This window comes from Limnobacter olei (genome assembly GCF_029087225.1).
Lineage (GTDB): Bacteria > Pseudomonadota > Gammaproteobacteria > Burkholderiales > Burkholderiaceae_B > Limnobacter > Limnobacter olei.
In genome coordinates this window covers 1-20,471 of record NZ_JARFJD010000001.1, presented here as the reverse complement: position 1 = coordinate 20,471, position 20,471 = coordinate 1, and the positions used below count along the sequence as shown (strand labels likewise).

The 20,471-nt window shown below is 52.0% G+C and carries 20 protein-coding genes; 12 read left to right on the top strand and 8 right to left on the bottom strand.

What is annotated here, in order from left to right; translation table 11 throughout:
• Window positions 1-384 precede the first annotated feature (384 nt).
• From PY990_RS00100 to PY990_RS00080, 5 genes are all read right to left on the bottom strand, one after another.
• The gene (locus PY990_RS00100; protein WP_275269863.1) at window positions 385-780 is read right to left on the bottom strand and encodes a DUF1850 domain-containing protein; all 396 of its coding nucleotides are present in this window, start codon (window positions 778-780) and stop codon (window positions 385-387) included.
• Window positions 777-2,876 carry a TRAP transporter permease gene (locus tag PY990_RS00095; protein WP_275269862.1) on the bottom strand — a complete coding sequence of 700 codons (2,100 nt, stop codon included), beginning with the start codon at window positions 2,874-2,876 and terminating at the stop codon, window positions 777-779. The genes PY990_RS00100 and PY990_RS00095 overlap by 4 nt, the downstream gene beginning before the upstream one ends.
• A gap of 88 nt (window positions 2,877-2,964) precedes the next feature.
• On the bottom strand, window positions 2,965-3,921 hold the full coding sequence (locus PY990_RS00090) for a TAXI family TRAP transporter solute-binding subunit (protein ID WP_275269861.1): 957 nt from the start codon (window positions 3,919-3,921) through the stop codon (window positions 2,965-2,967).
• Window positions 3,922-4,058: 137 nt separating this feature from the next.
• Window positions 4,059-4,769, bottom strand: coding sequence for a response regulator transcription factor (locus tag PY990_RS00085; RefSeq protein ID WP_275269860.1), 711 nt, complete (start codon window positions 4,767-4,769; stop codon window positions 4,059-4,061).
• Window positions 4,759-5,916 carry a sensor histidine kinase gene (locus PY990_RS00080; RefSeq protein ID WP_275269859.1) on the bottom strand — a complete coding sequence of 386 codons (1,158 nt, stop codon included), beginning with the start codon at window positions 5,914-5,916 and terminating at the stop codon, window positions 4,759-4,761. Before PY990_RS00080 ends, PY990_RS00085 begins: the two co-directional genes overlap by 11 nt.
• A gap of 217 nt (window positions 5,917-6,133) precedes the next feature.
• Here PY990_RS00080 and PY990_RS00075 point away from each other — a divergent pair, with 217 nt between their 5' ends.
• The 6 genes from PY990_RS00075 to PY990_RS00050 all read left to right on the top strand — a co-directional run bounded on the left by PY990_RS00075 (window position 6,134) and on the right by PY990_RS00050 (window position 12,280).
• Window positions 6,134-8,617, top strand: a complete 2,484-nt coding sequence (locus tag PY990_RS00075; RefSeq protein ID WP_275269858.1) for a TonB-dependent receptor — start codon at window positions 6,134-6,136, stop codon at window positions 8,615-8,617.
• A 66-nt stretch (window positions 8,618-8,683) separates the two neighbouring features.
• On the top strand, window positions 8,684-9,700 hold the full coding sequence (locus PY990_RS00070) for an MBL fold metallo-hydrolase (protein ID WP_275269857.1): 1,017 nt from the start codon (window positions 8,684-8,686) through the stop codon (window positions 9,698-9,700).
• 86 nt (window positions 9,701-9,786) lie between these two features.
• Window positions 9,787-10,437, top strand: a complete 651-nt coding sequence (locus tag PY990_RS00065) for a MotA/TolQ/ExbB proton channel family protein (RefSeq protein WP_105028516.1) — start codon at window positions 9,787-9,789, stop codon at window positions 10,435-10,437.
• Window positions 10,438-10,442: 5 nt separating this feature from the next.
• Window positions 10,443-11,051: a hypothetical protein gene (locus PY990_RS00060; protein WP_275269856.1), complete on the top strand. Its 609-nt coding sequence runs from the start codon at window positions 10,443-10,445 to the stop codon at window positions 11,049-11,051.
• Complete coding sequence (locus PY990_RS00055) at window positions 11,048-11,563, top strand: hypothetical protein (RefSeq protein WP_275269855.1); 516 nt, start codon at window positions 11,048-11,050, stop codon at window positions 11,561-11,563. The genes PY990_RS00060 and PY990_RS00055 overlap by 4 nt, the downstream gene beginning before the upstream one ends.
• A 3-nt stretch (window positions 11,564-11,566) precedes the next feature.
• Entirely contained in the window at window positions 11,567-12,280 is a 714-nt protein-coding gene (locus PY990_RS00050; RefSeq protein WP_275269854.1) for a hypothetical protein, read from the top strand.
• Between the two features lie 3 nt (window positions 12,281-12,283).
• Here the strand turns inward: PY990_RS00050 and PY990_RS00045 are convergent, their stop codons facing one another.
• Entirely contained in the window at window positions 12,284-12,823 is a 540-nt protein-coding gene (locus PY990_RS00045; RefSeq protein ID WP_275269853.1) for a hypothetical protein, read from the bottom strand.
• 62 nt (window positions 12,824-12,885) lie between these two features.
• A complete protein-coding gene (locus PY990_RS00040; RefSeq protein WP_275269852.1) occupies window positions 12,886-13,494 on the bottom strand; it encodes a TetR/AcrR family transcriptional regulator in 609 nt (202 codons plus the stop codon).
• 93 nt (window positions 13,495-13,587) lie between these two features.
• Here PY990_RS00040 and PY990_RS00035 point away from each other — a divergent pair, with 93 nt between their 5' ends.
• From PY990_RS00035 to PY990_RS00025, 3 genes are read left to right on the top strand one after another with little or no spacing between them, the layout of a single operon-like run.
• Window positions 13,588-14,475 (top strand): SDR family NAD(P)-dependent oxidoreductase, encoded by an 888-nt coding sequence (locus tag PY990_RS00035; RefSeq protein WP_275269851.1) that lies wholly within the window; start codon window positions 13,588-13,590, stop codon window positions 14,473-14,475.
• Window positions 14,476-14,487: 12 nt separating this feature from the next.
• Entirely contained in the window at window positions 14,488-15,414 is a 927-nt protein-coding gene (locus PY990_RS00030) for a hypothetical protein (protein ID WP_275269850.1), read from the top strand.
• A 17-nt stretch (window positions 15,415-15,431) separates the two neighbouring features.
• Window positions 15,432-17,006: a flavin-containing monooxygenase gene (locus PY990_RS00025; RefSeq protein ID WP_275269849.1), complete on the top strand. Its 1,575-nt coding sequence runs from the start codon at window positions 15,432-15,434 to the stop codon at window positions 17,004-17,006.
• Window positions 17,007-17,087: 81 nt separating this feature from the next.
• Here the strand turns inward: PY990_RS00025 and PY990_RS00020 are convergent, their stop codons facing one another.
• Window positions 17,088-17,465 (bottom strand): phosphopantetheine adenylyltransferase, encoded by a 378-nt coding sequence (locus PY990_RS00020; RefSeq protein ID WP_275269848.1) that lies wholly within the window; start codon window positions 17,463-17,465, stop codon window positions 17,088-17,090.
• 71 nt (window positions 17,466-17,536) lie between these two features.
• On the opposite strand from PY990_RS00020, the gene chrA reads away from it, so the two are divergent.
• From chrA to PY990_RS00005, 3 genes are all read left to right on the top strand, one after another.
• Window positions 17,537-18,901 carry a chromate efflux transporter gene (gene chrA / locus PY990_RS00015; RefSeq protein ID WP_275269847.1) on the top strand — a complete coding sequence of 455 codons (1,365 nt, stop codon included), beginning with the start codon at window positions 17,537-17,539 and terminating at the stop codon, window positions 18,899-18,901.
• Between the two features lie 523 nt (window positions 18,902-19,424).
• The gene (locus PY990_RS00010; RefSeq protein WP_008253008.1) at window positions 19,425-19,835 is read left to right on the top strand and encodes a PaaI family thioesterase; all 411 of its coding nucleotides are present in this window, start codon (window positions 19,425-19,427) and stop codon (window positions 19,833-19,835) included.
• A gap of 26 nt (window positions 19,836-19,861) precedes the next feature.
• On the top strand, window positions 19,862-20,413 hold the full coding sequence (locus PY990_RS00005; protein WP_275269846.1) for an NADPH-dependent FMN reductase: 552 nt from the start codon (window positions 19,862-19,864) through the stop codon (window positions 20,411-20,413).
• The last annotated feature ends 58 nt before the right edge of the window (window positions 20,414-20,471 follow it).

Genomic DNA, 20,471 nt, shown 5'->3' with positions numbered 1-20,471 from the left:
GCTTGATGCTTCTGGCTTGGGGCATGCGAAACGCGAACGCGTCTTCGCATCGGTTCCTTTAGGAACCGCCCCGCGCTGCGAAGCCGCCGGGAAGCCTTGCAAAGCCGGCCAGCCGGTACTGCACCCAAGCCTCACCTGACCACACTGCACACCGCGCACCGCTAGTCTCTGGCGCAGTTGCCAGCGCGCTCCGGTGGCAATACCCTCGCAGCGCCGATCAAGAAAACCTGCCCTTGGTGTTGAATTCACCGTCCGTTCGGCAAGGCCGAAAGCGCAGCCCGCCCGCTGTTTAGCGGGTGCGCTTAGGGCGGTTAAGCAATAACAAGGGGGTATTCAGGTTTTCTGGCGCTAGAGGGTATGCACCTGAGCACGCCAAACAATCGGCTATCTGCTCGGTTTGATGTTAAACGACTCAACGCCCCTGTCTTCAAACTTCCCAAAGTCAATGCATTCGCCTGTTTCGTGAGTCACCGCATCCAGCGCACAAAGCGTCCAGTTGTCAGGCGTCAATTCGGAATTGGCCAGGGAAATGGCAGGTACAGCCACCGGCGATTCCGGCGCCCATCGATACCAGCCGTTTTCAAGAACAGCATTCGGTGCCGGGTCAATGCCAGCACCACTGCCTTTGACAAATGTTTCTTTCAACACCAGTTGTTCATCTTTGAGCTGCCAGTGTTCGACCCACTCGGTTTTTTCCACAGAGTGGGTCCAGCTCAGGGAAAACAGCAAACCTGCCAGGCAGGCGGCTGATTTCCCGACGATGAATACACACAGGCTCATGCGGGGTGCAACTTGCCTTTCAGTACACGTACATTGCGCCAGGCCAGGTAGCCGAACACCATAGACAGCACAAAGCCGATTTCATCGGTGATGGGCAAGGCTGCAATTAGTGAGAACGAAGCTGCCATCGCCAGCACTCGCATCCATACCGGTAATTTAGCGCCCAAGTGGCCAATGACGGCAGCGCCCCACAGGCTGATTGCCAGCACTGTTTTCACCACGATGTAAATCACCGCAGGAATGTAGCCAATTGATTCAGCCAGAGGTCCTCCGTCTTGCAACATCAGCGAGGGTGTGTAAACCGCCATAAAAGGAATAACAAAACCTGCTGCAGCAATTTTCACCGCTTCGATTGAAATGGTCAGCCCGCGTTCTTTGGCAATTGGGGCTGCCGCAAAACAAGCCAATGCCACAGGGGGTGTAAGGTCGGCCAGAATACCGAAATAGAACACGAACATGTGGCTGACAATCAACGGTACACCCAGCTGTTCAAGCGCAGGGCCTGCAATGCTGGAGGTGATGATGTAGTTGGGAATGGTCGGAATACCCATGCCCAACACAATGCAAGTGAGCATGGTCAACACCAGCGACAGGAACAGACTGTTTTCACCTACGCTGACCACAAATTGACCAAAGGTATTGGCTGCACCGGTCAGTGTCATGGTGCCAATAATAATACCCACCATGGCACAGGCCACACCCACAGGCAGGGCTGATTTTGCACCATCTGCCAAGGAGTCGCGGCAAATTCCCAGCGTTTCGCGTCCGCCTTTTCGACATGCGTTAATGGCAATCAGTGCCAGAATGGCGCTTGCAATCACCCAGATGCCAAACTGCAGAAATGCTGCACACACCACACCCAAACCCATCCAAAACAGCACGCGAATCACCATATTGGGCAAACCGATTGCAATGGATGCGCCCAAGATGAGCACCACAGTGAATGCTAGGCCTACTGTGCCAGCGAACAAAGGTGTGTAACCACCCACCAGCAACCACACCAAGGCAATCAAGGGCAGCACCAGGTACCATTGGTCCTTGACGGCTTTCCACGGATTCGGCAGGTCTTTTTTCTCCATGCCTTTCAAGCCACGTTTGCCAGCTTCCAGATGCACCATCCAGAACGCGCCAAAGAAGTACAAAATAGCCGGGATGATGGCGGCTTTCACAATTTCAGAATACGGAACACCTAGCGTTTCAGCCATGATGAACGCCACCGCACCCATAACCGGCGGCATCAATTGCCCACCCATGGATGCGGTTGCTTCCACACCGCCAGCAAACGCCGCTTTGTAGCCGAAGCGTTTCATCAACGGAATTGTAAATTGACCTGTTGTAACCACGTTGGCTACACCTGAACCGGAAATTGTACCCATGAGTGCAGAGGACACCACCGCAACTTTGGCTGCACCGCCTTGCGCATGGCCAACCAGGCCCAGCGCAAAATCGGTGAACAGTTTGATCATGCCGGCCTTCTCAAGAAAAGCACCGAACAAAATGAACAGGAAAATATAAGACGCCGACACATAGGTAGGGATGCCATAAATACCCTCTGTGCCGTAGGCCATGTGCTCGATGACCTGATGGAAGTCGTATCCCCGGTGGTCAAATGGCGCTGGCAGGTATTGGCCAAACAGGCAGTAGGCGAAAAATGTGCCGCAGATAATCGGCAGGGCAGGGCCCATCAGTTGCCAGGTGGCCACAAAAACTGTGGTCAATGCAACAATGCCCAGGTAAATATCCAACTCGGTCGGGTCGCCAGCACGAAGCAGCAAAGGCTCATATTCAATCCACTGGTAACCAGCAATCAGGAATGCAGACAGCGCAAGGACCCACGCGATGATTTTGTAGGGTGCACTTTTTTGTAGCGCAATCAGGGGGAAGGTGAGCAGGAGCAAAAACCCCACGTGGAAGGCGCGTTGCACTTGGCTTGGAAAATCAATCAAATGGGCGGCTGTGGCAATTTGAAAGATCGAGAAAAATACTGCGATCCAGAACAGCAGTCGACCTTCGAACGAACGGGTAAAACCTGCAGAGGTTGGATCGTGAAAGCCGGAGGCTGCTTCAACAGGTACGGATTCAGGTGTGGTAGACATAAAGTTGGGTGTCCGCAAATGGAACAAATGATGATCTGATGGATTGACTCCGCACCCCGGAGAGGTGCGGCGTGGTCATTAAATGCAGTTACTTGATCAAACCTTTTTCTTTGTAGAACTTCTCGGCACCCGGATGCAGCGGTACGGGCATGCCTTGCAGCGCATTTTCAAACTTGATGGCCTCAGCTGCTTTGTGGGCGGAGCGCAGTGCTGCCAGGTTTTCCCAAAGCAGTTTGGTCATTTGATAGGCGGTTTCGTCAGATACTTCGGAGTGCGTGATCAGGAAGTTCACGATTGCCGCAGTGGGAACGTCTTTGGTTTGACCCTGATAAGTGCCAGCAGGAATGGTGCCGGGTACGTAAGGCGCACCCAGTTTTTTAACCACCTCGGGAGGCACTGCTACCATGTTGACTTCCATGGATGATGAAAGATCTTTCAGCGATGCGACACCCAGACCAGCCGACTGCAAGGTGGCATCCAGTTGACGGTTTTTCATCAACTCGACCGATTCTGCGTAAGGCAAGTACTCGGTCTTGCCGAGGTCTTTGTAGCTCATGCCTGCAGCACCCAAAATGGCACGGGCATTCAATTCAGTGCCCGATTTGGCGGCACCCACTGATAGACCTTTGCCCTTTAGTTGGTCCAGGGAAGTAATGCCAGACGATTTGGATGCCACGATTTGAACGTAGTTGGGGTAAATGGCAGCAATGCCACGCAGTTTGTTCAGTGGGGCTTTGAAGCCTGCATCTGCATCGCCTTCCCAAGCCAGCTTCACGGAGTCGCCCAATGAAATACCCAGTTCGCCGCGACCTTGTTGCAGCAGGTTCAGGTTTTCAACAGATGCTTTGGTGGCTTGTACCTGGGTGCGTGCACCTTTGATGTTGTCGCCGTACACTTTGGACAAGGCAACGCCAATTGGGTAATAAATACCGGATGTACCTCCTGTCAAAATATTAATGAATTCAGCTTTGGCGGGTGTGGCGGCAAGTGCAAGGCTTGTCAGAGCTGCAGCCAGAATGGCGGTTTTAGCTTTGCGGAGCATCATGCGGAATTCCTCCTGAGAAGTGGTTATGTTTCTGTTTGTGAATCGAATATCCCCGAGAATGATGTAGGTTGCAAGGCAAAGCTGCTGGTTTTTCCGCAAAATACGGGAAAATACGAATGAGGAAAACGTGGGTATCTTTACTTGCCAAAACCGGGTGGTTTTCTTCCAAAACCTTGGCTCCAAGCCCAAAAAGCCAATTCGAAGTCTGTTTGTACACCCAGCTTTTGACGAATTTGTGACAGGTTGTTGCTCACGGTTTTGCCGCTGATTCCCAAGCTGACCCCCACCTGCTCAATGGTGTGCCCCTCGACCAGCAGCCGTACCACGTCCACTTCTCTGGGGGTTAATCCGCAGGTCAGTGAACTCGCCAGTTCTTGCGTTTCCTGGTTGGGCTGTTGCGGATTTTCCTGGGCGTGCTGTGGCGCGGTGCTGGTGAGCACGCCCTGGCTTTGAACGTCACTGGATACAAATGTTTGTTCGCCCAGCGCCATTCGAATGCCCTGAATCAACTCCTCGGGTTCGCTGGACTTGGTCACGTAGGCCCGCGCACCCTGTTCCAGTGCCTTGGAGGCCACCACCGGGCTGTCGTGCATGGAAAGCACCACCAAGGCCAGTTTGGGCCATTTCAATCGAACCCGTTTAATCAATTCCAGCCCACTTTGCCCTGGCATGCTGATGTCCAATACCAAGGCATCGCAGGCCTGGGTTTTCAGCAAGGCAAAGGCCTGGTCAGCATTGCCGGCCTCGCCCACTACGATCAGGTCGTTTTCAGAATCAATGAAGCGTTTGTAACCCGCGCGAACTGCCGCGTGGTCATCCACCAGAATTATTCTGGATTCAAGCGGCATGATTGACCTCCACAACCGGAACATGGCAACGCAACACAAACCTGTCCATCTCGGTGTTCCAGAAAACGCGGCCTTGCAGGCTGGCCATTCTCTCGCGAATACCGGTCAGCCCCAAAGAGGGATTGATGGGAGCAGACGAGGCAACGCCATCGTTTTCCACAATCAAGATGAATTCATGGGCTTGCTCATCGAAACCTGCCAATACTTTCAACTTTTTGGTGTTGGCATGGCGGGCCGCATTGGTGAGCGCTTCCTGCAAGGTGCGGTAAACGGCAATGGGTGCCTCTTTCGGCAGGGCCGGGGTGTTGGGCGCCCAGGCAAAGTCAACGTACCAGCCATGGCGCTTGGCCCAATTGTCCAGTAGGTCCAGCGCTGCATCGCGAAGTGAAACTTCAAGCAACAGGTGCGGTTTTAGTTCGCGCAGCGAACCGCGCAGCCAGCCCATCATTTCCTGCGCCTGGTCGTGTACGGCCTTCGCTGCTTCTTGCGTATTCGCCTGGGTGCTTTTCACCAGAAAAGCAGAGTTTACCGAAATGGAAGTCAGTGATTGCCCAAAGTAGTCGTGCAAATCCTGTGCAATCGCTTGGCGTTCACGTTCTTGAAGGTCAACTACACGGTTTAGCAACTCTCGGCTTTTCTTCTGCTCGGTATTCAGGGTGTGAATCAACTGTGAAACGCTGTCGTGAATTCGTTTGAATTCCTCGATCCTGAATTCTTCAGTGTTTTCCAAGGTAGGAGTTGGTCTTGTTGGGTCGCGCTCCGATTCTTCATAATCACGCAGCCATTGAACCAGTTGCTGCAAAGGTTGGTTCAAGGCGGGCCGAAGGGAATACCACACCACCACGCCGCTGCCCGCTGCCATCAGCAGCAACATGGTGCTGATTAAATAGAGTTCTCGTCGGGTTTCCCGGCGTTCCCGTTCTGCTTTTCGTTCGGCCAGTTGTTGGCGCAGGCGCTGTAGCTCCAGATTGCCCAGGGGTTCTGCATTCGAAAGCCCGCGGTGCAAGTCATCAACCAGTTCAGAGGCGGCCGCATACTCGGTTTGCACGTCCAGCCGGCCCATGGTGAATACCACCAACACGCAGCATGCAGCCCAAAGGCCAAGCCAGGTGAGCAATCTTCTAACCAGTAACTCGCTTAAACGCATGGGTTAAATTGTTTGTTTGAACAGCCACAATGTGCACCAGAAATGGCTTGTGTAGAAGAGGTGAAATCCTTTTCGGGAAAACTTCCCTGTCGGAATCTGGCAATATTGTGGAATATAGCTAAGACAAGTCGCGAGGTTGCCTGGCCATTCTCCCTGGCGCGCAGAGCAGGCCAATCGCGAGACTTCACAATTACAAATCGAAATCAAAGGGCTGTGTATGTTTGCGCGTCAACATTCGTATTGGTGCACTCGTGTTGTTGCACTTTCAGTTTTATCTTTCCTCGTCCCGGTGTACGCCCAGCAGTTGGAAGAAATCGAAGTAATTTCTACGACTCCCCTGCCTGGTGCTGCGATATCAGTTGATCAAGCACCTTTCAGCGTTAAAAAAATAGACTCTCTGGAGCAAAATTCGAGCAGGGAATCCATCAGCCGCAGTCTGTTTCGCGGCATCAGCGGTGTTCAGGTGACTGACAACCAAGGCAATCCGTATCAGTCTGACGTGACCTATCGCGGTTTTTCGGTAACACCCTTGTTGGGGACACCGCCCGGCTTGTCAGTGTATGTGGATGGCGTGCGCCAGAATGAAACCTTTGGCGATGTGGTGCGGTTTGATGCCATACCCCAGTCGGCTTTGAAAGAAGTGGCCGTGCTACCAGGCACCATGCCGCAATTCGGTTTGAATTCGCTGGGCGGAGCCATTGTGATGCAAACCAAAAGTGGTCGCGATTTTCAGGGTACACAAGTGGATGCTGAACTGGGCGATTTCGGTCGAACCCGGTTCGGCGTTCAAAAAGGTTGGGTGGATGAGCCCACCCAACGCGATTTTTATGTGAACTTTAATTCATTTAACGAAGATGGTTGGCGGGTGCTGTCACCGAGTTCTGTCATGCAGTTGTTCGGCAAAATGGGCATTGTTTCCGGTGACACACAGACCAATTTCAGCTTGGCGCTTTATGAGTCTGACTTGAACGGAAATGGCGTGGTACCTCGCAGTTTTTACGACCAGAATCGTGCCCAGTCGTACACCTATTTTGACAACACTCAAAACACGGGTGGGCAGTTTGCGGTGGACTTCACGCGCTACTTGCAAAGCGGAGCTGAGCTGACAGCGAACGCCTATTACCGCAGCTCCAAATCGACCACATTCAACGGCGATGGTAACGAAAACGAAGACTACCGCTTCGGTGTGGCCGAGTTCGAACCTGACCGCGCAGAAGTGGAAGGCAACCTGGGCCCGGGGACTTACAACGTGACTTGCAGCGCACCTGCTTCTACTGCTTACGCGCCGGGTACAGTGACTTTTGATGAAAACGACCCTGCTGCCATGGAACCTGACAGCGCCGATTGCCCCGGAGCAAATAACCGCGGTGTGTTGAATCAGGATGTGGTGGGATTGGGCTTGCAGTATGCCTTGGCACCATTGGGTGCGCACAAGGTGTTGTTGGGCACCCAGCTGGAATTCGGAAAATCGGATTTCAGGCGCAGCTACGCCCTGGGCGTTTTTAACAACGACCGCACGGTGCGTGAATTGTACGCACCGATTGAGCAAGTGAATGTGGAGGCGAACAACCGCCAATTTGGCGTGTATGCCCAAGACGTGTGGAGTTTGAATGACAGAACCACGGTTTTATTGGGTGGCCGCTACAACCACGCCTCAGTGAAAACCACAGACCGTTTAAGCCCGGTTTTGATCAATCAGGAAGGCGAGGCCAGCCCGGGCTTGAACAACGATTACACCTACCAGCGTTTTAATCCGTCTATTGGAATTGCTTATCAAACGGCTGCGCGCAGCACCTGGTATGCCAGTGCAGGCACCAGCAACCGGGTACCCACACCGGTTGAACTGGCTTGTTCTGACCCGGAATTTCCGTGCCTGTTACCGAATGCAATGGCTGCCGACCCGTTTCTTGAGCAAGTGATCACCACCACGGTTGAGGGTGGCTATCGAACCCGCTGGGCTGGCGGTAACAACCAATATGGTTTCTCTTTCAATATATTTCAGGCCAATAACAAAAACGACATTTTGTTCGTCACCGATGGTGCGGGTTCAGGTGGATTTTTCCAGAACTACGGAAAAACCCGCAGACAGGGGGTTGAACTGGATTTTGACTGGGAAACACCCGTGTGGAATTTCGGTGCCAGCTACCAGTACCTCGATGCGACGTTTCAAAGCGCAGCCCGACTGGCCAGCGAAGGGAACAGCAGTGCAGTGGATTTGAACGGTGACCCGGCAGTAGAAGGTGGTTTCATTCAAGTGCAACCAGGCAACAAAATTCCCGGCCTGGCAGAACACAATGTGAAATTATCATTGGGTTACAAGGCCAGCGATGCGACCACGCTGTTTGTTGACATGCAGGCGCAAAGCGAGCAGTACGCGCGTGGCAATGAAAACAACCAGCACCAGGCTGGCATCGTGAATATTCCGGGCGATGGGCCAGTTGAGTTTAAGGACAATGGTCGTATTCCCGGTTTTGCCGTATTCAATCTGGGTGTGAACCATGCCTTGAATAAAAACCTCACATTGATTGCACGTTTAAACAATGTATTTGACCGTGAATATTTCAATGGTGCTTTGTTGGGCGGCAATATTTTTGATCGCAACGGTGCCTTGGTGGACGATGAAGGTGACATTACTTATGAATCTTTTTTGGCGCCAGGTACCCCCCGAAATGCGTGGGTGGGGGTCAGTCTGAAGTTCTAGCATTTTGAGGCAAGGCCTGAATCAGCTATCCTTTCGGGGTTGTGTTGACTCAGGCTTTGCTTTCACATGTCTTTGAACGTTCGAAATGTTACCTTTGCAGCTGCCTTGTTTTTGCTTGCGCCGCTTGCCCATGCCCAAGCGGGAGATTGCTGGCAACAACACCGTGCCACGGTCTATGAGTGGACTTGTGCGGGTCAAAGCCTGCCCGCAGAAGGGCAGGATTTTGCACTGTCGATTGTGGTGGTTGATTCGCCCAAAGCCTTGATGGTGATTGATTCCGGTGCAACTGCCGCTGTGGGCGAAAGCGTAGCTGCAGCCATTCGTTCCAAATTTGGCACCAAGCCTGTGTGGGTTTTGAATACGCAACCCAAGCCTGAACATGTGTTGGGCAATGTCGGTTTTCGTGCTGCTTTTGCCAGCACACTTGCTCCGGGCGAGAATTTTTCAAGCCGCGTAGTGGCCGGCAAACGCACTGCTGATTTGATGCGCGAGCGTTGCCCCACCTGCATTGAAAACTTTTCCGAAAGAATGGGAAGCGATTCCGTGAAAGGCACGGAGTCCCTGGTTCCGGGCCGTATTTTACGAACCCAAACAGGTCACCTGGGTTTGTTGCACAATGATTGGGTGCCCTGGAAGTTTCGCTTGTACAAAGACCTTGAAACCGAAGAGGCTTTGGTGTTGCGCAATCAGGAACTGAAATTGTGGTGGGTAGGCTCGGCTGTTCAAAACAGGGACATACCCGATTTGTACGATGGCAATGTGGTGGAGCGAATCAATTTTTTGGGTCGCTTGAAGGCGCGAATGGCGGCTGATGACACAGTATTGACCTCATTTGGCGTTTTGGGCCGCGACTGGATAGAACGCAACCTGAACTATTTTGTGCGTGTTCAACAAGCAGTATTGTATGGGCTTGAGGATGGTGTCAGTGAGGTGGAACTGATTGAGCAGATTAGTGCGCAAATTGGTGAGTTTAAAAGCATTGTTTATGTTCAAACCGACCCCAATGTGAATGCCAAAGCACTTGAAACACATCAGTTGAACATTCAACGTATTTTCCGCCAAACAGAGCCATTTGCTTTTTAGAGCCTCTGCTGGAATGTAGCTTGCTAGTAGTCTTTCGAACTGTTGCAAACTGGGACAGGCAAATAACAACACAGGGACTACTTGCATTGACTACCAACAAAACACACACCCTGTTTTTACTGTGGGTGTTGCTGATCAGCCTTACCGGCTTTGGCCTGTACATGACTTGGCACAAAGGCCTTTTTCAATGGATTATCCTGACTGACAACACCCGTATTTGTGTGGTGATCGTGCTGGCATTTGTTGTGGGCAGTGCCCTTGCAGGCTGGCGAAGCATTTATTTGAGTAGGCAGACCCAGTATTTTGAGCAAATTCGTGGTGGTTTCTCCGACTTCAAACTGGGTCAATCCATTTGCCACGATTACCTCACTCATCCCCTGGCACACCCTAGCGAAGGTCAATTGATGGCTGAGGTGATGGCAGAACGCGCACGTGGTACGCATCAGGTGGGCTGGTTTGTCACGGGGCTTATGATCAAGTTGGGTTTGTTGGGTACTGTGGTTGGTTTCATCATGATGCTCAGTAGCCTGGAAGGTTTGGAGCAGCTTGATATTTCGGACATCAAGACTTTGATGCAGCAAATGACCCAGGGCATGGGTGTGGCCATGAACACCACCTTGGTAGGCTTGATTGGCAGCATTTTGTTGGGTGTGCAGTTTTTGATGCTCGATCGCCACGCCGACAAACTGATTGCAGCCACAGTGGACTATGCACACCGAAACGTGAAAGCGAGCTGAGCAGCATGCCGCTTTTCAATCACAAGCCAGACTTTGAACTGGACCCGTTCACCGACCTGATTTTCAACGCTTTGTTGATTTTCACTTTTCTGTTTCTGATGGCCTTGTTGCTGCTGAACCCGCCTGCCAAAAGCGGAATTATTGATCCCAAGGCCGAGTTTTTGGTGACGGTAAGCTGGCCAGACAACGACCCCAACGACATTGATGTGTGGGCCGCCGGACCCGCTGGCGCGCAGGTGTGGTTTATGCGCCCCCAAGACGGCTTGTTGCACCTGGACCGGGACGATCGCGGCCTGGCCAATGACACGCAGGAGATTGAAGGGCAGGTGTTTGTGAACCCCCTGAATCAGGAGGTGTTGACCATTCGGGGTCGCCCCCCTGGGGAATACATTGTCAACCTGCACTACTACAAAACCGAAAACAAATTGCCCGTGCCTGTGAACATTTATGTTGCAGAAGTAAACCCGAAATTGAAAGTGTTGCATTACTCCACAGTCAACCTGCAGCAGGAGGGCGATGAAGCCACAGCGGTTCGGTTCACGATTGATGCAGACGGCACGGTGAGCAACATCAATCAACTTGAAAAATCTTTGGTGAAGGCAGACGGAAAATGAATGAAGTACTGGTGGTTTTGGGCATTGCCTATATTTTTCTGGCAGCGCTTTTGTTGCTGGCCCTTGTGTATGGCAGCATGAGTTGGGTTACCAAGCTGGTTCTGATTCTGGTGTCTGTGGGCTTTTACTGGGTCAGCTATCTGGGTTGGCAGAATGCGCAGGGTTGGCCCAGCCAGGCTGATTTACCCAAGCGCTTTTTGTTTTATGCGGTAGTTGTTGAAGAACCGGATAAAACAGAAGGTATTGAGGGACGCTTGTTTGTATGGGCCAGCGACTTGGCCAACGACAGACCTTCGGACACGCCACGCGCTTATGTGTTGCCTTATGACAAAGAGCTGCATGTGAAGCTGGATGCCGCGCAGCGCCAAATGCGCAACGGCAATTTACAGATCGGTGAAGTGGGTGGTGAATTGTTTGATCCACAGGCCACGCGAGACAACACCCGCATAGCCGACAAGAAAATCGACCTTGAATTCACCGATTTGCCCGACCCTCAGTTGCCGGAGAAGTAAGCCATGTTGAAAATGTTGAGTGTGGCGTTACTGGCGCTTGGGTTGGCCTCTTGTAGCCAAGTGGGTGGAGGAGAGTATTTTCCGCTGGAGGAAGGCAAGCAGTGGGATTATCAATTGAACTTTGTGATGCCCGATGGCAAGAACAAAAAAGAGCTGACCATTCGCACGGTGGGTTCCTCCAGCTTTAAAACAGAAGAAGATGAAATTAAGGGCATGGTGCGTCGAACCTCGGATGGTACGGACTACCTGGTTCAGGAACGGGAAGACGGCTTTTACCGTGTCGGGAAACGTGTCATTGTTCAAACGAAGCCGCAGGCTGATAAAGCGCCACGTCTGATACTGCCCAAAGGCCGAAACCTGCGGGTGGGTTACACCTGGACGATGGACACCAGCCCATATGTAGCACACTGGATGCCGCCCTTCATTGAGGCGAACGCCAGTATCAAGCCATTTGACATGGTGTATGAAATCGCATCGCTGGATGACACCGTGGAAACGCCTGCGGGTGTATTCCAGAAATGTGTACGCGTGGACGGCATGGGCAAAATGGTGTTTTATGCCGACGCCAGTGCGGGTTATCAGGAAATTCTGATTAACCACAGTGAATGGTATGCGCCGGGTGTGGGGCTGGTGAAACTGGAGCGCGATGAGCCTTTGGACACCAGCATCATGAAAGGGGGCAAAGTGACCATGGTGCTCAGCAGTTTCATGGATTAAGTGTTACTTGTTGAACAACCCTTCAAGCACTTGGTCGCAAAAGCGTTTGCGTTTGTCACCGCTGCCCGTGACAGTGCAATGTTCAATCAAGACCTGGTCACCTACAAGGCTATGCGATTCCACGCGATCGGCATAAAGAAGAATTTCTTCGGTGTCCAGGCTGAATTTGGAATCCAGATCCATCTGGTTTAAATCGGGTCTGCGCCAATGCACAGTGAACAGTGGCTGGTTCTGAAACACTTCGCCTTTCTGGTTCTGTAGCTCCGTCACAGCTTGTACCGACAGCACAGGGTGGCTGTTGAACTCTTGCGGGTAGTGGCGTTTCATTTCCCGCATGATGTTGTAAGCGTCGGTTGCGAACAGGGTCACAATCCGATTGCGCGTGACGAAGGTGAGGTGTTCAGTACTCAATCCACGAATTTCCACAATATTGCCGTTGGCCATTTTATCCATGGAATCGGGCGGGGGCGGGCTGCAGGCCGCAATCAGGCCCGCACAGGCCAGCAGTGTGGCGTGTTTGACATGGCGCAACGTGGGGCGCATTCGTGGTCTCCAGTGACGTGTTGTTGTGCCAGCAGTATAGGGGTTAAATGTTGTCACCGGGCTTACATAGAGCCTAGTTCCCTTTCCACATAATGCCCAGCCATATCGGCCAAGCCTTTCGCGAGGTCATCGAAAGAAAAACTCGGATTGGGGTGGTTCAAGTAACGAATCATGGTGGCGATGCCACTGTTGATGAAAATGTAAGTCATGGTTTGAAGATTGTTCAGCTGCAAAATTTCCGGGTGCTTGATGGCATGCTGGATAAACAGGTCGGCCAGTGCCCGGTATACGGGGCCGAAAGGCACATGCTTTTCCATCAAGGCTGATTCACGGGCACAACGCAGGTAAAGTTCGTCGTCTTTTCTCAGAAACTCGGCAGTTTGGGCGATCAGTTCATACACTGCATCGCGCAGTGAAAGCCGAACAACGTTTGTTGTGGCCCCCTGAATTACCCCGACCAGCTCTTTGGAAAAGCGCTCGCCCATGGCGCTGAAAATCGCCTCTTTGTTTTCAAAATACTCATAAATTGATCCCACCCCTACGCCTGCATATTCCGCGATTTGCCGCGTTGTTGCGCCTTCCGCACCATGTTTGGCCAAGGCAATGAACGCGCCTTGAACAATGGTTTCCACGGTGTTCTGGGAGCGGGTCTGTTTGGGTTTTCTGGTCATGAATGAATCCGAATTGAATCCGAACAAACGTTCGTTTTAATATGACATTGTTCAATGTCACGGTCGCTATGTCAAGCGCAACAGGATTCAACCATGTTTGGAAAGAAGATTACCAAGGGTGCCAACGCAGTGGTCACTGGCGCGGGCAGCGGCATTGGCCGCGCTTTCGCGCTTGAAATAGTTCGCAGGGGGGGCCGCGTGGTGTGCGCCGACATTAGCCTGGAACGCGCACAGGAGACCGTGGAAATGATCATGGACCAGGTGGCAGGCAAACTGAAGAATCCAGATCTGGTGTTCGTTGCGCAAGCCTGGGCGGTGAAATGCGACGTCAGCAAACTAAAAGATGTTGAAGCTCTGGCCTTGCAAGCCGAGGAAATTTTTGGTGGAACCGAGGACAACACCGCCATTGATTTGGTCGTGAATAACGCAGGTGTTGGCGCTGGTGGCAAACCGATTGGTGAAACCACGATTGAGGACTGGAAGTGGACCATCGGGGTCAACCTGTGGGGTGTTATTCATGGTTGCCACGTATTTGCGCCACGTTTGCGTAAAAAGGGTGCTGTAAGAAAGTGCGGCATCATCAACGTAGCGTCCACGGCCAGCTTTGCTGCTGCCCCTTTGATGAGCGCATACAACGTAACCAAAGCAGGTGCTTTGGCATTGACTGAAACGCTTGCTTCCGAGATGGCTGGCACTGGTGTGAATGTGACCGCACTGTGCCCCACCTTTGTGAAAACCAATATTACGAAAGACGGCCGGATTGATCCCGCGTCGAACCAATTGGCCAACAAACTGATGGAGTGGACCGGTGTGTCTGCCGACGGTGTGGTGAAAGAAACATTGAACGCATTGGACAAGGGGCAGCTGTATGTGTTGCCCCAGCTGGATGCCCGCATGATTTGGCGCATGAAGCGCTTGATGCCCCGCAGTTACACGCGCGGTGCTGGTTTATTGGCCCGTGTGGCCGCAAAAGCTTTTTAAGGAGTACACATAATGCCTCAACTCGATCTGGAAAAAACTCTGCGCCGCATCAAGGAGAATCAATGGGCTTTGGCCGACATTGACTGGGATGCGCCGGGCCGTGAAATGATCACGGAAGAACAGTGGCCCAAGCTGAAAGCTTTCATGGCCGACCTGACCTGGATTGAACACATTGGTGCGCGGGGTTTTGCCGCCATGGCCAAGAAAGCGCCCAACGACACCTTGAAAGAAATTTATACCTGGTTTCACGCAGAAGAGCAGCGCCATGCCAATGCCGAACTGGCCTTGATGCAACGCTGGGGCATGTTGGAAGAGGGAGAAATTCCCGAGCCCAACATCAATCTGCGATTGACCATTGAATGGCTGGACAAGTACAGCGACGACATGCCCTTGAGCGTGTTGGGCAGTGTAATTCCCATGCTGGAAGTGACGCTAGACGGTGCCTTGTGCAAGTTCCTGCTGGATGAGGTGAAAGACCCTGTTTGCCATGATGTGTTCAAGAAGATTAATGCCGATGAAGCCCGTCATTTGGGTGTGGATTTCCATGTGCTGGAAATGATGGGACATGGCCCTATGTACCGCCTGGCGTTGGAGTCGATTGCGACAGCCATCAACCCAAAGCTGCTGTTGGGTGTTGCAGTGTACTTCCCGTTGCTCAATCGCATGCGCGACAACATTGTGACCATGGGTTTGAAGGAAGAGAAACTGTACGAAGCCATGGCCAAGTTTGAAAAATACGGTGGTGAAACGCCGGAAGGCCGGCGCAACCCCTGGTATCAGGTGATGCGCCTGCATGGAAAATGGGTGATTGATCGCAAAAACCGTTTTTACCATGTACCCGTGGATGCAGCCGTGAGGGCCTCCAACTACATCCCGAAAAGCTGGTTGCCTGAGGTACCAAGCTGGGTGAACAAATTGACTTGGCACACCACAGCTTGATTGAACTGGAATTTGAAATGAACAACAAAACTCTAAAGCCTGCGCAAGCCCTGAAAGCTGCGCAAATGTCGCGAACCACGGTGCGCCGCAGTTCAAGCAAAAGCGCTGCTGCAAAAAGCGGCGAGCATGTGTTCGACACCTTGATCATTGGTGCTGGTTTCGCCGGCCTGGGCACTGCGATCAAACTTCGCGAAGCGGGTGTTCACAACGTGGCCATTCTGGAGCGTGCTTCGGAAGTGGGCGGCACCTGGCGGGACAACCAATACCCCGGAGCAGCCTGCGACATTCCGTCCAATCTGTACAGCTTTTCCTTTGCGCCTAACCCCAACTGGTCTCGCAGCTATTCCGGCAGCCAGGAAATTCTGGCTTATGTGCACAGCCTGGTGAATGATTTTGGCTTGGAGAAACTGATTCAGTATCAACAGAATGTCACGCGAGTCGAGCTGGACGATGCGCAAGGTGTGTGGATGATTCACACCGACAATGGCCAAGTTTGGAAAGGCAAAACCGTGATCATGGCCAGCGGTCCTTTGGCCAATGCCAGTTTCCCAAAAATTCGTGGCATTGAGAATTTCAAGGGCAAGAAAATTCACAGCGCGCAGTGGGATCATAATTACGATTTCACTGGCAAGCGTGTGGCGGTGGTTGGCACGGGTGCCAGTGCCATTCAAATCATTCCTGAGCTGGTGAAGAAAGTCGACAAGCTGAAAGTATTTCAGCGCACGCCAGCGTGGGTCATGCCGCGTCCCGATTTCTCAACCTCTGAGTTGAGTAAAAAACTGTTCACAAAATTACCCTTTACGCAAAAGGCGATTCGCGAAGCCTTGTACTGGACTCATGAAAGCATGGCCCTGGCTGTGATCTGGAGCTCGCCGGTAACGCGCATTGGCGAACGCTTAGGCCAGGCATTTTTGAAATCACAAGTGCCTGACCCGTGGATGCGCAGGCAATTGAAACCCGATTACAAATTGGGTTGCAAGCGCATTTTGGTGAGCAACGATTACTATCCGGCCTTGCAAAAAGAAAATTGCGAATTGATTACCTGGCCGATTGCCAACATTGTGGAAAAGGGTATTCGTACTTCGGAAGGCATTGAACACCGCGTGGATTGCATAGTGTTTGCCACCGGGTTCGATGTACCAAAAAGCGGTACGCCGTATCCGGTTTTGGGTGTGGGTGGTCGTGAATTGGCCAAGGAATGGCAGCGCGGCGCTCAGGCTTACAAAAGTATTAACGTGAGTGGCTACCCCAACCTGTACATCATGTTTGGACCCAACAGTGGCCCCGGCCACAATTCGGCACTGGTGTACATGGAGCAGCAAATCGCTTACGCGGTGAAAGGCATTCGGACCATTCTGGATTCCAACTTGAAAATGCTGGATGTAAAGCCTGATGTACAGGCCAGACACAATGCCGATATTCAAAAGCGATTGGCAAAAACCAACTGGAATTCCGGTTGCAAAAGCTGGTACCTGACCGAGGATGGTTTCAACGCCACCATGTTCCCCGGTTTTGCCACTCAATATGCAGCACAAATGTCCCGCTTCGATGTCAAGGCGTACCGACAGGTGAAAGCAGACGCCACAGTGTAAGTTGTGAAAAGTTAAGGTAGTGGGTGTAGTGGGCTCCCAAGGACTTGTGACGGTCTTTGGGAGTTTTTTAATTGAATCCCTTTAGACTTTGCTGAACCAGATCTCGTTGATCAAACCAATGACCAAGGCCACGATTACAATCACATCAGCTTTCACCACACGGGCAATGAGTGGGTTGTAATCGCCCACCTGCCACGCCACTGCGATAAAGCCAACGGTGCTGACCAGGCCAAAGCACATGGCGAGCAGGCGCAAATCGACTTTAAACATGGCCACTACGAACAAAACACCCAGCAAGCCGAATAACAGGGCTCGGTGTTGCATGGCGATTAATAAATTAGGATCGGCGATGCCTACTCCGTATAGTTTCTCGAGCGATGCTTTGCCCATGATTCCGCTGACGGGCAAAAAATGGATGATGGCTGCGATGGCCAAAGCGACATTGCTGATCCAGTTCATGGTGTTCCTCTTTTAGAGCCTTGAGTATGAGATAAGATGAGCCGTCCAATCAATGACCTCTCAGATCAATAATGTCCACACCTGCTTCTGAAATTGCCGATCTAGATCAACCTCCCGCATCGGTTAGCCTGATGCAGGCTTTCTGGTTCTGGCTCAAGCTGGGCTTTATCAGCTTTGGCGGGCCAGCCGGGCAAATCGCCATCATGCATGAGGAACTGGTTGAACGTCGCCGCTGGATTTCCGAGAAGCGTTTTCTTCATGCCCTGAATTACTGCATGTTGTTACCTGGCCCGGAGGCTCAACAGTTGGCCACTTACCTTGGGTGGTTAATGCACCGCACCTGGGGGGGAATAGTGGCAGGTGCACTGTTTGTTCTTCCCTCCCTGTTTATTTTGGTGCTGCTTTCATGGGTTTACATCGCGTTTGGCGATGTGCCTATTGTTGCCGGTATTTTCTATGGCATTAAGCCCGCGGTGACCGCGATTGTGTTGCACGCAGCACACCGCATTGGCTCCCGTGCCCTTAAAAACAACTGGATGTGGGCAATTGCAGCAGCCTCGTTTGTGGCGATTTTTGCCATGAACGTACCCTTCCCAATCATCGTGGCTACTGCGGCCATCATCGGCTTTGTGGGTGGCAAATTTTTCCCCGCCAAGTTCAACGGCAGCGGCGGGCATGCCGGTGCACAAAAATCGTACGGTGCTGCTTTAATTGACGACAATACCCCTACGCCCGAGCATGCCCGTTTCAGCAAAATTCATTTGGCCAAAGTGCTGGTAACCGGTGCGCTGCTGTGGCTGGTGCCCATGGGTTTACTGACGGCAAGCCTGGGTTGGCAAAACACCTTCACGCAAATGGGCTGGTTTTTCACCAAGGCGGCTTTGCTGACTTTCGGTGGGGCTTACGCCGTGTTGCCTTATGTGTACCAAGGTGCGGTAGGTCATTATGGCTGGTTGACACCCACTCAAATGATTGACGGCTTGGCCTTGGGTGAAACTACTCCGGGCCCGCTGATTATGGTGGTGGCATTCGTGGGTTTTGTGGGTGCTTATGTGCAAGCCGCATTTGGGCCTGAGCATGCATTTGTGGCGGGTGCGCTGGCCGCAGCGCTGGTGACATGGTTCACCTTCCTGCCTTCTTTCCTGTTCATCTTGGCGGGTGGCCCTTTGGTTGAAAGCACCCACGATGATTTGAAATTTACAGCACCGTTGGTGGCGATTACCGCGGCCGTGGTGGGTGTGGTGGTGAACCTCGCGGTATTTTTTGCGTATCACGTGTGGTGGCCCAGTGGTTTTTCTGGACGGTTTGACTGGATTGCCGCCTCAATTTCGGCGCTGGCCCTGATCGCTTTGTTTGGATTCAAGCGATCGATTATGCAGGTACTCGGCGCAGCTGCTCTGATGGGTGCCTGCTTGAATTTGTTTGGCTTGCTTTGACCACAAGGCCATGGCTGGCAGTGGAGCACTTTTTGACAGGCATTCTTCTTTTGAATAAGTTTGTTGACCCACTTTGATTTTTTCATTGTCACCCAACGTTTCAGCAAGCTTCAACCAGTAAATCTTGGTGTTTGGGCTGAGATTGGCCGCTGCCTGATAGTAATCAAGCCTGCTTAGGGTTTGCCCGTTGGGGGTCGCAATTACAGAATCTTGCGGCATTGCTTCTGCGATGCTGTAACAACTCAATGCCAACTGATGTGAACTGCTTCCAACAGATTTGAAGCCACAATGTTCTGCAAGCAATGATGAGCCAAGTGTTGCGGCTACGGTTTGTGGCAAATTTTTGAATTGCTTGCTGCTCGAGGGATGGCATTCTGAACCTTTGTTTTTCATCTCTGTGAGTTGTTGGGTAAGCAAAGAGTTGACTGATTGCATAATATGGGCTCCTGAGTGAAGTAAATGCGAATAGTGCAGCTACGTAACACCGCTTAAAACAAGAGTTCCTACAGAACGGAGACGAAGTTTGATAACCAAAGAGATGATGAATGAATTCATCAACACGCAATTTCCACAAAGCAAAATCACGGTTGAACATGTCGATGGCGACTCCGCTACCATTCGTCACAAAATTACGGTGGCTGAGTTGCGCCCCGGTGGCACCGTGGCCGGGCCAGTCATGTTTTTGGTGGCCGACTGCGCCTTGTATGTGGGCATCCTGGGGCGAATTGGCATCGTGCCTTTGGCGGTGACCACCAATATGAACATCAATTTTTTGAGGAAACCTTCTGCAGACCGTGACATCATCGGCGTGTGCAAATTGATCAAAGTGGGCAAAACCTTGGCGATTGGCGAAGTCAGCGTGTATTCCGAAGGTTTGCCCGATCCAGTGGCGCATGCAGTGGGAACCTACGCCATTCCACCCAAGAAAGACTGATTCTTTCAATTCAAAGGAGCAAGACCATGAGCAACACCATTCGTGTACTGGGTATTTCTGGCAGCCTTCGTGCAAAGTCTTGCAACACGGGCTTGCTTCGCGCAGCGGCGGGGCAGTTGCCCGCTGGCATGGAAATGCAGTTCGCCAATTTGATTGATTTGCCGTTTTTCAATGCAGACCTCGCTGAAAGGCCGGCCGCTGTTCAGGCTTTTTTTGAACAATTGAAACAGGCCGATGCCTTGTTGCTGGCTTGCCCTGAATACAACTATTCAATTGCACCAGCCCTGAAAAATGCGATTGACTGGGCTTCACGTTATCCCGACAACGCTTTGCTGGCTGGTAAACCTGTGGCCATTTGCGGAGCGGGTGGGGGCATGGGTACCTCACGCGCCCAATACCATTTGCGGCAAGTGTGTGTTTATCTTGATTTGCATCCTTTGAACAAGCCTGAAGTATTTGCCAATGCATTTGCAGGTGGTTTTGATGCCGATGGCAATGTGACGGACGAGAAAATCAAGTCCAACCTGGCCGCTCAGTTACTGGCCTTGAAAGCATGGAGCCTTCGCCTGAAAGGGTAGGGGTGAAAATTTTTTTACATCAGCCCTAAAGAATCATTTTTTCCAAGCGTTAATGAAT